This is a genomic window from Stenotrophomonas sp. GW821-FHT01H02A, from assembly GCF_059422145.1.
The window spans coordinates 74017-87125 of the sequence record NZ_JBWKWI010000003.1 but is presented as its reverse complement, the minus strand read 5'-3'; the positions used below and the strand labels follow the sequence as shown (position 1 = coordinate 87125).

Annotated in this window: 16 protein-coding genes and 1 other RNA gene; 7 read left to right on the top strand and 10 right to left on the bottom strand. The window is 67.9% G+C overall.

The genetic code is table 11. From position 1 onward, the window contains the following. Positions 1 to 38: 38 nt before the first annotated feature. Positions 39 to 554: a nucleotide exchange factor GrpE gene (gene grpE / locus AC07WC_RS06005; RefSeq protein WP_176989744.1), complete on the bottom strand. Its 516-nt coding sequence runs from the start codon at positions 552 to 554 to the stop codon at positions 39 to 41. 82 nt (positions 555 to 636) lie between these two features. After that, positions 637 to 1704, bottom strand: coding sequence for a heat-inducible transcriptional repressor HrcA (gene hrcA, locus AC07WC_RS06000; protein WP_019183158.1), 1068 nt, complete (start codon positions 1702 to 1704; stop codon positions 637 to 639). Between the two features lie 125 nt (positions 1705 to 1829). Here hrcA and recN point away from each other — a divergent pair, with 125 nt between their 5' ends. Further along, positions 1830 to 3491 carry a DNA repair protein RecN gene (recN, locus tag AC07WC_RS05995; protein ID WP_495209191.1) on the top strand — a complete coding sequence of 554 codons (1662 nt, stop codon included), beginning with the start codon at positions 1830 to 1832 and terminating at the stop codon, positions 3489 to 3491. A gap of 62 nt (positions 3492 to 3553) precedes the next feature. Here recN and AC07WC_RS05990 read toward each other — a convergent pair whose 3' ends face one another. Continuing rightward, positions 3554 to 4471 carry a LysR family transcriptional regulator gene (locus AC07WC_RS05990; RefSeq protein WP_495209190.1) on the bottom strand — a complete coding sequence of 306 codons (918 nt, stop codon included), beginning with the start codon at positions 4469 to 4471 and terminating at the stop codon, positions 3554 to 3556. A 96-nt stretch (positions 4472 to 4567) separates the two neighbouring features. On the opposite strand from AC07WC_RS05990, the gene AC07WC_RS05985 reads away from it, so the two are divergent. Continuing rightward, positions 4568 to 5809 carry an SGNH/GDSL hydrolase family protein gene (locus tag AC07WC_RS05985; RefSeq protein ID WP_495209189.1) on the top strand — a complete coding sequence of 414 codons (1242 nt, stop codon included), beginning with the start codon at positions 4568 to 4570 and terminating at the stop codon, positions 5807 to 5809. Positions 5810 to 5895: 86 nt separating this feature from the next. Here AC07WC_RS05985 and fur read toward each other — a convergent pair whose 3' ends face one another. Further along, positions 5896 to 6303, bottom strand: coding sequence for a ferric iron uptake transcriptional regulator (fur, locus tag AC07WC_RS05980; RefSeq protein ID WP_019183162.1), 408 nt, complete (start codon positions 6301 to 6303; stop codon positions 5896 to 5898). A gap of 104 nt (positions 6304 to 6407) precedes the next feature. Between fur and AC07WC_RS05975 the strand changes: the two genes are divergently transcribed. Further along, on the top strand, positions 6408 to 6800 hold the full coding sequence (locus tag AC07WC_RS05975; protein WP_019183163.1) for an outer membrane protein assembly factor BamE: 393 nt from the start codon (positions 6408 to 6410) through the stop codon (positions 6798 to 6800). Between the two features lie 16 nt (positions 6801 to 6816). On the opposite strand, the gene AC07WC_RS05970 is transcribed toward AC07WC_RS05975, so the two are convergent. Further along, complete coding sequence (locus AC07WC_RS05970; protein WP_495209188.1) at positions 6817 to 7077, bottom strand: RnfH family protein; 261 nt, start codon at positions 7075 to 7077, stop codon at positions 6817 to 6819. A gap of 3 nt (positions 7078 to 7080) precedes the next feature. After that, a complete protein-coding gene (locus tag AC07WC_RS05965; RefSeq protein WP_026069778.1) occupies positions 7081 to 7509 on the bottom strand; it encodes a type II toxin-antitoxin system RatA family toxin in 429 nt (142 codons plus the stop codon). A 57-nt stretch (positions 7510 to 7566) separates the two neighbouring features. Here AC07WC_RS05965 and smpB point away from each other — a divergent pair, with 57 nt between their 5' ends. The 4 genes from smpB to ssrA all read left to right on the top strand — a co-directional run bounded on the left by smpB (position 7567) and on the right by ssrA (position 9498). After that, on the top strand, positions 7567 to 8070 hold the full coding sequence (gene smpB / locus AC07WC_RS05960; protein ID WP_019183166.1) for an SsrA-binding protein SmpB: 504 nt from the start codon (positions 7567 to 7569) through the stop codon (positions 8068 to 8070). Then, a complete protein-coding gene (locus AC07WC_RS05955; RefSeq protein ID WP_495209187.1) occupies positions 8070 to 8498 on the top strand; it encodes a GNAT family N-acetyltransferase in 429 nt (142 codons plus the stop codon). Before smpB ends, AC07WC_RS05955 begins: the two co-directional genes overlap by 1 nt. Positions 8499 to 8634: 136 nt before the next feature. Next, positions 8635 to 8988 (top strand): hypothetical protein, encoded by a 354-nt coding sequence (locus tag AC07WC_RS05950; RefSeq protein WP_019183168.1) that lies wholly within the window; start codon positions 8635 to 8637, stop codon positions 8986 to 8988. Between the two features lie 107 nt (positions 8989 to 9095). After that, positions 9096 to 9498, top strand: a transfer-messenger RNA (tmRNA) gene (ssrA, locus tag AC07WC_RS05945). 90 nt (positions 9499 to 9588) lie between these two features. Here the strand turns inward: ssrA and AC07WC_RS05940 are convergent. The 4 genes from AC07WC_RS05940 to AC07WC_RS05925 all read right to left on the bottom strand — a co-directional run bounded on the left by AC07WC_RS05940 (position 9589) and on the right by AC07WC_RS05925 (position 12957). Further along, the gene (locus tag AC07WC_RS05940; protein ID WP_495209186.1) at positions 9589 to 10431 is read right to left on the bottom strand and encodes an alpha/beta hydrolase; all 843 of its coding nucleotides are present in this window, start codon (positions 10429 to 10431) and stop codon (positions 9589 to 9591) included. A 98-nt stretch (positions 10432 to 10529) separates the two neighbouring features. Continuing rightward, entirely contained in the window at positions 10530 to 10841 is a 312-nt protein-coding gene (locus AC07WC_RS05935; protein WP_495209185.1) for a hypothetical protein, read from the bottom strand. 55 nt (positions 10842 to 10896) lie between these two features. Next, the gene (locus AC07WC_RS05930) at positions 10897 to 11448 is read right to left on the bottom strand and encodes a TetR/AcrR family transcriptional regulator (RefSeq protein ID WP_495209184.1); all 552 of its coding nucleotides are present in this window, start codon (positions 11446 to 11448) and stop codon (positions 10897 to 10899) included. Positions 11449 to 11451: 3 nt separating this feature from the next. After that, a complete protein-coding gene (locus AC07WC_RS05925; protein WP_495209183.1) occupies positions 11452 to 12957 on the bottom strand; it encodes an MFS transporter in 1506 nt (501 codons plus the stop codon). Between the last annotated feature and the right edge of the window lie 152 nt (positions 12958 to 13109).

The window sequence follows — 13109 nt, the reverse complement described above, 5'->3', positions numbered from 1 at the left end:
CGAGCAGCCGGGGCACGCCCGGCTCACCGGCCCGCGGATCAGTCGCGGGCCACCACGACCAGCGCCGGACGCAGCAGGCGGTCGTTGAGCAGGTAGCCCTTCTGGAACACCTGGACCACGCTGCCGGGCGCCGCGCCGGGCGCGTCGACCTGGCTGATGGCCTGGTGGTGGTCCGGGTTGAAGGTCTGGCCGGTCGGGTCGAGCAGGGTCAGGCCGTTGTCGGCGGCGACCTTGAGCAGCTGCTTGTAGGTCAGTTCGAGACCTTCACGCAGCGGACTCGGCTCACTGCCGGCGGCATTGAGGCCGGCATCGAGGCTGTCGAACACCGGCAGCAGCTCGCCAAGCAGCTTTTCATTGGCGAAGCGGCGCGCCTGTTCCACGTCGCGGGCCACGCGCTTGCGCTGGTTGTCCAGGTCTGCGCGCTCGCGCAGCGACTCCGAACGCAGCAGGGCCAGCTCGTTGTGCAGGCTGTCCAGCTGCTGCTGCAGGGACGGCTCAGCGGCCGGCTCGCCGGCGGGATTCTGGGATGCGATATCTGACTGATCTTGGTTCATTTCCGGATCCTTGGCGGTGACTCTCCGCCTCCACCCACCCCTATGTGGGCGCGGCTCCGGGATTCAAGAGTCCAGGGCTGCTTTATGCGCGATCGCGGGACAATCCGCCGCCACCGGGCGAGCCCAGCGCGGCCCCGAGCACCTGGGCGGTGGCTTCCACCAGCGGAATCATCCGGTCGTAGGCCATCCGCTTCGGGCCGATCACCCCCAGCACGCCCAGCACCTGGCCGTCGGCCGAATACGGGGCGGTGACCAGCGAGACGCTTTCCAGCGGCATCACCCCGGTCTCCTCGCCGATGAAGATGCGCACCCCCGGGGCCTGGATGGTGCGTTCGAGCAGCTGCAGGATCTCGCGCTTGCTGGCGAACACATCGAACAGCTCGCGCAGCCGCTCCAGGTCGGACAGGTCCTGCACGCCCATCAGCCGGGTCTGCCCGGCCAGCACCATGTCGTCGGCCGGCGGCACCATGGCCTGCTCGGCCAGCTCGATGCTGTGCGCCAGCAACTGCTCCATCTCCGACTGCGCATCGCGCAGCTCCAGCAGCAGCCGGGCGCGGATCTCGGCCAGCGGCCGCCCGGCGCAGTTGGCATTGAGGTAGTTGGCGACCTGCTCCAGCTCACCCGGATCGAAGCTGCGGCGCGGCTCGATCACCCGGTTCTGCACTTCATTGTCGGCGAACACCAGGATCGCCAGCACCCGGCGCGCGTCCAGCGCCACGAAATCAATATGCCGGAACGCGAACTGCTCCCGGCGCGGGGCGCTGACCACGCCCACGAAATGGCTCATCGCCGAGAGCAGCTCCGAGGCACTGCCGAGCAGGGCTTGGGTGCCGGTCCCGGTGGCCAGCTCGGTACGCAGGCGGCTGAGTTCGCCCTCGCCCGGTGGCTGCATCTTGACCAGGCTGTCCACGAACACCCGGTAGCCATGCGCGGTCGGCACCCGTCCGGCGGACGTGTGTGGCGAGCTGAGCAGGCCCAGGTCTTCCAGGTCGCCCAGGATGTTGCGGATCGTGGCCGGGCTGACATCCAGGCCGGCATGCCGGGCAAGGGTCTGCGAGCCGACCGGCTCGCCATCCTGGATGTGGCGCGCGATCAGCGTCCGCAGCAGATGGCGGGCACGCGGGGCGAGATGGGACGCGGAAGGATGCATGGAATCAGCCTGTGAGACGCCCACTTAGATAATGGCTGCACGGGGCGATGGCAAGTCATTGGAGACGCCCCCTGCCCATGCTAGCTTGCGCGGCTTGGAGACGCCCCTCGTGTACAACGTAGACCATGCTTAGACATCTATCGATCAAGGATTTCGCGGTCGTCCGCGCCACCGAGCTGGAATTCGGCGCCGGCATGACCGTGGTCTCGGGTGAAACCGGCGCGGGCAAGTCGCTGATGGTGGACGCGCTGGGCTTTCTGTCCGGGCTGCGTGCCGACAGCGGCGTGGTCCGCCACGGGGCCGCGCGCGCCGAGCTCTCGGCCGAATTCGCGCCACTGGCCGACGCCCCGGCGCGCCAGTGGCTGCGCGACAACGAGCTGGACGACGAAGAACAGTGCCAACTGCGACGGGTGATCCGCGCCGACGGCGGTTCGCGCGCCTTCATCAACGGCCGCCCGGTGACGCTGACCCAGCTGAGCGAGCTGGCCGGCATGCTGGTCGAGATCCACGGCCAGCACGAACAGCAGGCGCTGCTCTCGCGGCCGTCGCAGTTGTCGCTACTGGACGCCTTCGCCCGCAACGACGCCGAGCGCGCCCAGGTCCGCCAGACCGCGGCGCGGTGGCAGGCGCTGGTCGATGAGGCCGAGGCACTGTCGCGCCAGGGCGATGTCAGCGACCGGATCGGCTATCTGGAGCACCAGCTCGGCGAGCTCAAGCGCGAAGACCTGGACCCGGCCTCGATCGCCACCCTGGGCAGCAGCCATCGCCGCCAGGCCCATGCCAGCGCGCTGATCGGCGCGTGTGACGTGGCCGCCAGCCGCCTCAACGGCGACGACGAGGTCTCGGTGCTGCAGCTGCTGCAGCAGACCCGGCATGACCTGGCCCGCGTGGCCGAACACGACAGCCGCCTCGGGGAGGTCGATGCCCTGCTCGACAGCGCTGCCATCCAGCTGGACGAAGCGTTGTCCCTGCTCGACCGCGTGCATGACGACCTGGACGCCGACCCGGAGCAGTTCGAGGATATCGAGCGCCGCCTGGGCCGCCTGCACGACCTCGCCCGCAAGCACCGCGTGCCGATGGAAGCGCTCGGCGAGCATCGCGATGCGATGGAGGCCGAAGTCGAGCAGCTGCGCGGTGCCGACGAGCGCCTGCAGACGCTGGCGGGCGAGATCGACCGCGCCGCCGGCCAGTGGAAGACCGTGGCCGAGGTGCTCAGCGCCAGCCGCCGGAAGGCTGCCAAGGCCCTGTCGGACACCACCACCACCCTGATCGGCGAGCTGGGCATGGGCGGCGGTCAGTTCCTGATCGACATCGAGCCACAGAGCGTGGCCAAGCCGGACCCGAACGGGGCCGAGCGGGTCGAATTCCTGGTCGCCGCCAATGCCGGCCAGCCGCCGCGCGCCCTGCGCAAGGTGGCCTCGGGCGGTGAGCTGTCACGCATCTCGCTGGCGATCGAAGTGGCTGCGCTGGGCCTGGATGCCGTGCCGACCATGGTCTTCGACGAAGTGGATTCGGGTATCGGCGGTGCCGTGGCCGACATCGTCGGGCAGAAGCTGCGCGCCCTCGGCGAGAAGCGCCAGGTGTTGTGCGTGACCCATCTGCCGCAGGTCGCCTCCAAGGGCCACGCCCATTACCGGGTCAGCAAGGCGCCGGTGGACGGCATGACACAGAGCGCGGTCGAAAAGCTCGATACCAAGGCCCGCGAAGAAGAACTCGCGCGGATGCTGGGCGGCGTGGAAGTCAGCAAGGAAGCCCGCGCCGCAGCGCGCAAGCTGCTGCAGGTGTAATTCGTCACGACCCGGTAGTGCCGGCCGCTGGCCGGTGCTTCGGGATGCCGGCCACCTGCGCGTCACCCGAGCGGCCTGGCCAGGTCCACCCGCTCCACCAGGAAATCGAGCAGCGCGCGCACCCGCAGCGGCAGGTAGCCACCCTGCCCCTGGAACACCGCATGCACCTCCTCCAGATCGCCGGGATTGGCCGACTCCAGCACCGGCAGCAGGCGCCCGGCCGCCACATCGGCCTGCACCTGGAAGGCCGCCAGCCGGGCCATGCCCACGCCACCGAGGACCAGCCGGCGCAGCGCCTCGCCGTCGCTGGCGCGGGCGTTGCCCTGGGTGGGGACGACCTGCCGTTCGCCGTCGATCTCCAGCGGCCAGCCGGCCTGCGTGCGCGGATGCCCGATATCGAGCCGGTTGTGCGCCAACAGCGCGTCGACGTCCTGGGGCAGACCGTGGCGGGCGACATAGCCCGGCGCCGCCACGATCATCATCCGGGTCGCGCCCAGCCGCCGCGCAACCAGGCTGGAGCTTTTCAGCGGCCCGGCCCGCACCGCTATATCGGTGCGCTGTTCGAGCAGATCGATCACCTCGTCGGTCAGCACCAGGTCCACGCCGACCTGCGGATGCCGGGCGAGGAAGTCCGGCAGCAGCGGCAGCAGGAAGTGCTGGCCGAACGGCACGTTGGCGTTCACCCGCAGCCGCCCACGCGGTGCGGCATGGGCGCTGGCGCAGCGTTCGGCCTCGTCCAGGTCGGCCAGCACCCGCAGCCCACGCTCATAGAAGGCGCAGCCTTCCTGGGTCAACTGCAGCTGGCGGGTCGAACGCTGCAGCAGGCGCGTGCCCAGCCGCTGCTCCAGCCGCGAGACCAGCTTGCTGACCGCCGAGGGGCTCAGATCCAGCGAACGCGCGGCGGCCGAGAACCCGCCGGTTTCGATGACCCGGACGAACACTTCCAGTTCGCCGGAACGGTTGATGTCGGTGCCTGCCATGGGATGAATCCAGTTCACAGATGATTGTCCACAGGCAGTCTAGTTCACAGGTGCAGTGAAGATCACCATGGCGCTCCCTCTCCCACGGATCGCCCGATGAATGCCCTCGCCCGCCTCACCGCCACCGCCCTGCTGGCCACTGCCGGCCCCGCGATTGCCGCCCCTGCGCCCACCTGGGTGGCCAGCTGGCAGGCCAGCCCGCAGCCGGTCTGGGATGCCGACTTCCTGTTCCCCACGCTGATCCCGGCGCACCTGGAGGCCCAGACCTTCCGCCAGACCGCGCGCCTCAGCCTCGGCGGCAGCCAACTGCGGGTGCGCCTGAGCAATACCCATGGCGAGCAACCGCTGCGGATCAGCGCGGCCAGCGTTGCCGCCGGGCCGGGCCAGCGGCCACTGGCTCTCTCCTTCGAAGGACGCGCGGAGACCGTGATCGCACCCGGCAAGGAACGCTTGAGCGACCCGCTGGCGCTGCCAACCGCCTCTCTCCAGGCCGTGCAGGTGAGCGTCTACCTGGCGGACCGCACGCCGTTGCGCACGTTCCATTGGGACGGCCGGCAGACGGCCTCGTTTGCCGCCGGTGACCAGACCCTCGCCACGACCCTGACCCCCACCGCGACCACCACTGCGCGCCTGTTCGTCTCGGGCATCGATGTGCAGGCACCGGCCGGCGCTCGCAGCGTGGTGGTGATCGGCGATTCGATCACCGATGGCGCGACCGCCAGCCTCGACCGCGACCAGCGCTGGACCGACCACCTCGCCGCGCGCCTGGCGCCGCAGCGCGTGGCCGTGGTCAACGCCGGCATCTCCGGCGCCCGCCTGCTGCGCGATGGCATGGGAGAGGCCGCGCTGTCCCGGTTCCAGCGCGATGTACTTGATCAACCCGGCGTGGCCAGTGTCATCGTGCTGCTGGGGACCAACGACATCGGCTGGCCCGGCACCGCCTTCGCCCGCACCGAGGCGGCACCGACCCTGGCCGGGTTGCAGGCCGGGTACCGGGACTTGGTGGACCGCGCCCACGCCCGCGGCGTCCGCATCCTCGGTGCGACCCTGCCGCCGTTTGAAGGCGCCCTGCCCGGCACCGCGCTGGAGGATTACTACCAGCCGGACAAAGACGCGCTGCGGCGCCAGCTCAATGCCTGGCTGCGGCACGACAGTCCGTTCGATGCGGTGATCGACCTGGATGCGGCCCTGCGCGATCCCGCCAACCCGGCCCGGATGGCGGCCGCGTTCGATTCCGGCGACCACCTGCACCCGGGCGATGCAGGCAACCGGGCGATGGCCGATGCCGGCGACCTGCAGGCGCTGCTGGGCGGGAAGGTGCCGCTCACGACACCCTGACAACGAAAAACCCCCGGGCCGGGGCGCGGGGGTTTGATCAGGCACCTGCCTGGACCAGGCCGGTCATTACGACCGGCCCGCCGCCATCAACGGCGCTTTTTGCGGACGTACAGAACCAGCGAGTGCTCTTCCAGCTCGTAGCCGTGGTCGGCCGCGATCTTGCGCTGCAGCTCCTCGATCTCGTGGCTTTCGAACTCGATGATCTTGCCGCTGTCCACATCGACCATGTGGTCGTGGTGGCCACCGCGGTCCAGCTCGTAGACGGCCTGGCCGCCCTCGAAGTTGTGCTTCAGCACCAGGCCGGCGGCCTCGAACTGGGTCAGGACCCGGTACACCGTGGCCAGCCCGATCTCGTCGCCGTGCTCCAGGAGCTGGCGGTAGATGTCTTCGGCGGTCATGTGGTGGCTGGCATTGCGCTGCTCGAGCAGCGACAGGATCCGCATACGCGGATGGGTCACCTTCAGGCCAACTTTGCGCAGGTCGTGGGTTTCCATAGTTCTCCGTTCATTGGCGATTTAGCGCCAGCTGCCTCGGATTGGGTCGCGGCGACACGTCGGGAGTGTATCATCGACTCGATTTCCCCAAACGCCATTCCCCGATGCGCAATCTCCTGCTGGTCGCCGCCGTTGCCCTGTCCACCACGGGCTGCGGCATCATTTACAAGCAACCCATCTATCAGGGCAACCTGATCCGGGAGCAGGCCGTCGGTCAGCTGCAGGTGGGCCAGAGCAAGCAGCAGGTCAACGCCCTGCTTGGCACGCCCTCCATCCCGGACCCGTTCCACGCCCAGCGCTGGGACTACACCGCCAGCCAGCGCGTGAACCGGGTCGGCAAGACGGAAGTGAAGAACTTCACCGTCTACTTCGAAAACGACGCGGTCACCCGCTGGGACGGCGAGTACTTCGCCAGCGACGACGCCCAGCTGGCCCGCAGCACGCTGCGCCAGTTCGGCCGCAACCTGCCCAAGGACAAGAAGAAGCGCGGCCGCTGAGGCCCGCCTTCTGCACTCAGCTGCCGGCGCGGGCGCGCCGGCGGCGGTTGTCTTTCGGGTCGGCCAGCAGCGGACGCAGCAGCTCGACCCGGTCGCCCTCGCGCAGCGCCTGATCCGCCTTGGCCAGCAGGCCATGCACGGCCACGGCCGGGCAGTCCCCGCTGCCGTCGATGGCGGCCAGCGCGATGGCCTCGGCGATCGTGGCGCCCTCGGCCAGGGTCAGCACCCGCGACGCGACCCGATCGGGCCAGGCCAGCACTACCTCGACCGTGATCACGGCTCAGTCCTGGGCGTCGGCGACGCGGACGAAATCATTGACCATGCGATCGGCCAGGCCCTGGAAGCCCAGCGCCAGGGCCGGGCCGAGCAGACGTGAGGTCGGCTCGAACTCCAGCGTCAGCGTGACCTTGCAGGCATCCTCGGCCAGCGCATGGAACTCCCAGCGCCCGTGCAGGCGCTTGAACGGTCCGTCCTTGAGCTGCATATCGATGCTGTGCGGACGCTGCAGCGTGTTCTCGGTCATGAACCAGGTCGAGAACGAACCGAAGCCCAGATCCAGGCGCGCGACCAGGCGGTCCGGGCCGGACTCCAGGATCTGCGAGGCCGAACACCAGCGGAAGCGGCGCGGATAGGCGTCAATATCATTGACCAGGTCGAACATGCGGGCAGCCGAATGTTCGACCAGGGCACTACGGCGGATAGTTGGCATGCGATACAGATGTCGGATGAATCGACCGGGCGTGCCCGAATCGGAGACAATAGGGAAATGAGCAAGAACAGCGGCAAGGATAAAGCAAAGGGCGCGACGGCCAACAAAACCATCGCACTCAACAAGCGTGCCCGGCACGAGTACCACATCGAAGATCGCTTCGAAGCCGGCCTGGCCCTGCAGGGCTGGGAGGTCAAGTCGATCCGCGCCGGACGCGGCAACATCATCGATGCTTACGCCTACGTGCGTGATGGCGAGATCTACCTGATCGGCGCGCAGATCACCCCGTTGATCCAGGCCTCCACCCACGTGGTGGCCAACGACCGCCGGGACCGCAAGCTGCTCCTGCATCGCAACGAGATCGACAAGCTGATCGGCAAGGTGCAGCGCGACGGTTACACGATCGTGCCCACCGCGATGTACTGGAGCAAGAACAAGATCAAGCTAGAGATCGCGCTGGCCAAGGGCAAGCAGACCCACGACAAGCGCGATGCCGAGAAGGACCGCGACTGGGCGCGCGAGAAGTCGCGCACCATGCGTCGCCACAACCGCGACGCCTGATGGCCCCGGTGTCGCCCGCGCCCGCCATCACGCCGGCCAGCGCCGAAGACACCCGCACGGTGTACGCCGGGCTGCTGGCCTTCAACCAGGCCGCCAGTGGCGATGCCCTGGAAGACCAGCCGGTCAACCGGGTGATCCACGATGCCGCCGGCCAGGTCGTGGCCGGGATTGCTGCCGATGTCTGCGGTGGCTGGCTGCTGGTGCATGCGCTGTGGGTGGACGCCAGCCGCCGTGGCGAAGGCCTGGGCCAGGCGCTGCTGGCCGATGCCGAGCAGCAGGCCCGCCAACTCGGCGCACACGCCGTGACGCTGGATACCTTCTCCTGGCAGGCCGAGGGCTTCTACCTCAAGCAGGGCTATGAGGTGTTCGGGCGGCTGCAGGACTTCCCGCCCGGGCACCATCGCCTGTACCTGCGCAAGCCGCTGTAACGCCTGCCCGACCGCTGCCAGCGCCGCGTATCGCCAAGGCCGACCCTGCCCCGCGGCCCCGTCAGGACAACGATCTTTCCCCGCCAACCCCGCACAACTGTCAGAATCCCCGCATTGATACGGAAAGGATCCGCGCGTGACTCTTGAAACTACCCCGGCACCCGCATTGGCGGCGGACGAACTGACCACCCTGCGCGCCGACGTGGCCGCGCTGGAGTTCATCTTTGACGAACTCGCCCGCGCCATGGATCCGGCCGCGCTGCTCAAGGTGCTGACCTACCTCATCCGCAACGCCAAGCGCGTTGCCTCGGAAACGCAGAGCTACGACACCCTGGAGCATCGCCGGCTGGTCGCCCAGGTGGAATCGCTGATGGCCCGGGTCGAACCTCAGGCCAAGAAGCAGGCGATGGCCGTGCGCAACGAGCACAACCGCCTGAAGAAGGAAAAGGCCCGCCACAAGGCCGACAGCCGCCGCCAGCTGCAGAAGTAAGACGCAGACGGGCAAGGTGACTGTTCAGCTGGATTGGAGTAGCATCCAACCCGTCAAGTAGACGTCCGGTGTTGATTTCCGGATGAAGTGCGGTTCTTGAAGAAACCGGGGGTGCATTGGTTTCGACGGGGGTTGTGAAGTTACTTGGTGCATGCCGAGGGGGCAGCTTTCCTCGTTAATCCAGCAGCAAACTTTTAGTTGCCAACGACGACAACTACGGTTCGAACGACTTCGCAATCGCTGCCTAAAAACAGCTTTAGCGTTTAGTTCTACAGCCGCCTAAGGCGAACCCCCGAACCTACTTGTGCCCGTGCTCGTAGATGTAGGGTCATTATCACGGAACCGGTTGTGATGGCTGCCTGTCAGTCACGACTTAACTAAAGCAGGCTGGTCCTGGGGTGCGCTTTGCACACCGTGCTGCCACAGGATGAGATCCAACGGTGAGCTAAGCATGTAGTACCGGGGATGGAGTGCCTTCGGACGGCGGTTCAATTCCGCCCACCTCCACCATTAGACGGTCCCACAAGGACCACAGAAAGCCGGAACCTCCCGTCAAACAAGGGGTTCCGGCTTTTTTGTTGCCTGCCGCCCCGCCACTGCTCAGGGCGAGGCAGGCACTGGCGCCGGGAACATCGTACGCAACGCCTGCAGGGCCGCCGGGTGATAGATCGTGGCGTGGGTCTCGTCCGGCATCGGCTGGTACTTCACCAGCAGCGAGGGCGAGGCCTGCTGCAACAGCGAAGAAAACTGCAGCGTGCTGGCCGCCAGTTGCGGCTGCCCACTGCTGGCCAGGAATACCCGCGGCTGTGCCTGGCGGACAGCCGCCAGTTGCTTCGGTGCATCGGCCAGCAACTGCCCCCGGTTCCACCACAGGCTGGGGTCGAGCGCGATGTAGCTATTGAAAAGCGTGGGTTCCTGCAGCAGCGTTTCGACCACGAACAGACCGGCCAGCGACTCTCCTATCAGAGCACGCTCGTCGGTGGTCGCGTAGCGCTGACGCACTTCCGGCATCAGCTCGTCGCGCAGGAACGTGCGGTATGCAGCCGACCCACCGATGCGAGGTGCGATCTTCCGGTCTTCGGGATCGCTGCTGGGACCGGTCATGTCGCGGCGACGCTCGGTGTTCTCGATGCCGACCAGCAGGAACGGCCGGATGCTGCCGTTGCCGGACAGCACCTGCACCAGCCCCGCCACGTGCAGGAAATCCTCGTCGATACCGCCGTCGGGCATGTAGATCACCGGGAGTGGCGCCTTCGGGTCCAGTCCCCACGGCTGCGGGCGATACACGTTGATGCGGCGGGTTTCACCCAGCACCGTGGAGTGCACGGTGAACGTTTCACCGATGACCAGCGGCGAGCTGGGTGCGCGCGGGGTTGGCTCGGCGGCCAGCAAGGGCGCAACGGATCCGGTAAGCAGCAACAGGGACAGCACGAACAGGCGCATGGCGCGATCCATCAAGGGCAGGCAGCGAGCATAACCGCCGCACCGCCGGAATCGGATCAGCCGGAGCGGCTGGATCACCTGGATCGACACCTGCCCGCTCACGGCAACGTAAATTTCCGCGCCATCCGCAACGGCCACACCGAGGTGAACTGCGCACCGCCCACCAGCCGGTACGCCGCAGACACACTGTGCAGCACGCCCATCGTCTCCAGCACATCCTTGGTCTTCCGGAACGTCGGGCGCGGATCCGCGGTGAACATGAAGAGGTTGATCTCTTTCGCGCTGACGTCATAGCCGTCCAGCGTCGCGGCCTTGCCGAGCGCGGCGGTCAGCTCGGCCTCCAGCGTCGCCAGGAAGGCCTCATCGTCCAGCGACTTGCGCCAGAACTTGATCACAAGCTGGTAATCCATCAGGCGGGTCCGTCGTTCAAGAAGTGAACCGTCAAGGGTACCCGCATGGCGGGCTTCACGCTGTCTTTGAAGCGGCCGCGATCGTCTGCGCCAGCCGGTCGGCGATGGCCTGCCGTACCTCCGGCGCCAGCCGCGAGCGCGACAGCGCTTCGAACACCCACATGCCATCGGCGGCGAGCTTGGCGATGAACAGGTCCAGCGCGGCCGGGTCGCTCAGGTCCTGCGGCGTCGGCGGCGACCAGCGCTCGACCACCGTGGTCCAGGGCTGCATGTTCTCGTCGGTGGCGGCCGCATCGAACATCAGCTGCAGTTCGGCCCGGCTGGCGGTCTGCGCGCAGGTGAGTGCGTAGGCCTGGTAGCGCTCGATCGTTTCCGCGGCCTCGGCCGGCTTGCCGGCAGCATCGATCATGCTCGCCTCCCATACCCCGGCCAGGTGCTGATGGATGCCCTGCAGCAGCGCGTCGCGCGAGGGGAAGTGATACAGCAGTCCACCCCGGGCGATGCCGGATTCGGCGGCGACCGCTTCGAAGGTGAGCGCGGTGATGCCGTCGCGTTCGATCACGCGGACGGCCGCATCCAGGATGTTGGTTCGGTTGCTCGGGCGCATGGGTCAGTGGGCGTGGGAGACAGTGGTGGCGGTGCCGGGGCCATGGCGGCGCAGCAGTGCGCCGGTGACGACGGTGCCGACCAGCAGTACGGCAGCGATCACATACAGTACCGAAACATAGCTGGCGTCGTAGGCGCTGGCGGCGCCACCGAACCACTTCGCATCGGCACCGGACTGCGCGGCCAGTGCGAGCGCCTGCTGGATGCTCTCGCCCGCAGTGGCGTCGACGCCGTCCGGCAGCGAGACGGTGGCCGAGTACAGCGCGGCGATCAGGCTGCCCAGCAGGGAGACGGCGAACAGACTGCCGAACTCATACGAGACCTCTTCCACCGAGGACGCCATGCCGGCGCGGTGCGGCGGCACGTTGCCGATGATCGCGGTGGAGGCGACGGAAATGGTCGCCCCCATGCCCAGCCCGGTCAGCAACAACCCGGCGATGGTCCAGCCCAGGTCGCTGCCGAAGGTTGCCGCGACCAGCAGCACCCCCGCCGCCCCCACGCCGAGCCCACCGGTGATGAACGGCAGCAGCCCGACGCGGTGCAGGAACGCACCGCCGAGGATCGCGCTGGGCAGGCAGCCGAGCGCGACCACCGACACCAGCAGGCCAGCCTGCAGCGGCGTGTAGTCGGCCACCAGCTGGAAGCGCTGCGTGGTCAGCAACTGCAGGCCGGCAATGGCGAACATCGCGAACGCCGCCGAGAGCACACCGGCCAGGAACGGCGCGTTGCGGAAGATCGCCACGTCGAGCATGGGGTACGGCAGGCGACGCTGGCGGCGCAGGAACAGCACCAGGCCGACCACGAAGATCAGCCCCGCGCCCGCGGCAAGCGTCCCGTTCGGCGGCGCGTGCGCGATCTCCTTGATCGCCACCACCAGACCGGACAGGGCGATCAGGCTGAGCAGCGAGGAGATCAGATCCCATGGCTTGCTTGCATCGGGCGTGCCGTGCGGCGCGAACAGCACGGCCCCGACCATGGCCAGCAGCACGATCGGCACGTTGACCAGGAACACCGACCCCCACCAGAAATGGGCCAGCAGCAGGCCCCCGACGATCGGACCGATCGCGCTGCCAACGATGGAGATGCAGCCCCAGACCGCGATCGCCAGATTTCGCTCGCGTTCGTCGTCGAAGGTCAGGCTGATCAGCGCCAGGGTGGCCGGCATCATCGCTGCGGCACCGACTGCGAGCAGCGCCCGGGCGGCGATAAGCAGGTTGGCATCCGGGGCGAACGCGGCCAGCAGCGAGGCGATCCCGAAGATCACCAGGCCGATCAGGAACATCCGGCGGTGTCCCAGCCGGTCGCCGAGGGTGCCCGCACCGAGCAGCAGGCCGGCCATGACCAGCGGGTACGCATTGATGATCCACAGGCCCTGCAATGGCGACGCACCCAGTTCTGCAGTCAGGGTGGGCAAGGCCGTGTACAGGACCGAGTTGTCGAGCGTGATCAGCAACAGGCCGGCGGCCACGGTGAGCAGCAGGCTCCAGCGCTGGGTCTTGGTGGGGGTCATGGGGGCAACGAACACGTCCAAAGGGGTCGTAACTATACAGGACGTCCTGTTTTGTTAAGGGGGCCGGTCGGCGCAGTGTTCAGCCTGCGGCAGGCAGCGCGGTGAGCACACGGGAGGTGGCCGGTCTTCGGGACAACCGGCGTTCGTCAGAT

Bases quoted from the DNA above. Each gene is read 5' to 3' on its own strand.
- grpE (WP_176989744.1), bottom strand. From the start codon at position 554: ATGAACCAAGATCAGTCAGATATCGCATCCCAGAATCCCGCCGGCGAG.
- hrcA (WP_019183158.1), bottom strand. From the start codon at position 1,704: ATGCATCCTTCCGCGTCCCATCTCGCCCCGCGTGCCCGCCATCTGCTG.
- recN (WP_495209191.1), top strand. From the start codon at position 1,830: ATGCTTAGACATCTATCGATCAAGGATTTCGCGGTCGTCCGCGCCACC.
- AC07WC_RS05990 (WP_495209190.1), bottom strand. From the start codon at position 4,471: ATGGCAGGCACCGACATCAACCGTTCCGGCGAACTGGAAGTGTTCGTC.
- AC07WC_RS05985 (WP_495209189.1), top strand. From the start codon at position 4,568: ATGAATGCCCTCGCCCGCCTCACCGCCACCGCCCTGCTGGCCACTGCC.
- fur (WP_019183162.1), bottom strand. From the start codon at position 6,303: ATGGAAACCCACGACCTGCGCAAAGTTGGCCTGAAGGTGACCCATCCG.
- AC07WC_RS05975 (WP_019183163.1), top strand. From the start codon at position 6,408: ATGCGCAATCTCCTGCTGGTCGCCGCCGTTGCCCTGTCCACCACGGGC.
- AC07WC_RS05965 (WP_026069778.1), bottom strand. From the start codon at position 7,509: ATGCCAACTATCCGCCGTAGTGCCCTGGTCGAACATTCGGCTGCCCGC.
- smpB (WP_019183166.1), top strand. From the start codon at position 7,567: ATGAGCAAGAACAGCGGCAAGGATAAAGCAAAGGGCGCGACGGCCAAC.
- AC07WC_RS05955 (WP_495209187.1), top strand. From the start codon at position 8,070: ATGGCCCCGGTGTCGCCCGCGCCCGCCATCACGCCGGCCAGCGCCGAA.
- AC07WC_RS05940 (WP_495209186.1), bottom strand. From the start codon at position 10,431: ATGCGCCTGTTCGTGCTGTCCCTGTTGCTGCTTACCGGATCCGTTGCG.
- AC07WC_RS05935 (WP_495209185.1), bottom strand. From the start codon at position 10,841: ATGGATTACCAGCTTGTGATCAAGTTCTGGCGCAAGTCGCTGGACGAT.
- AC07WC_RS05930 (WP_495209184.1), bottom strand. From the start codon at position 11,448: ATGCGCCCGAGCAACCGAACCAACATCCTGGATGCGGCCGTCCGCGTG.
- AC07WC_RS05925 (WP_495209183.1), bottom strand. From the start codon at position 12,957: ATGACCCCCACCAAGACCCAGCGCTGGAGCCTGCTGCTCACCGTGGCC.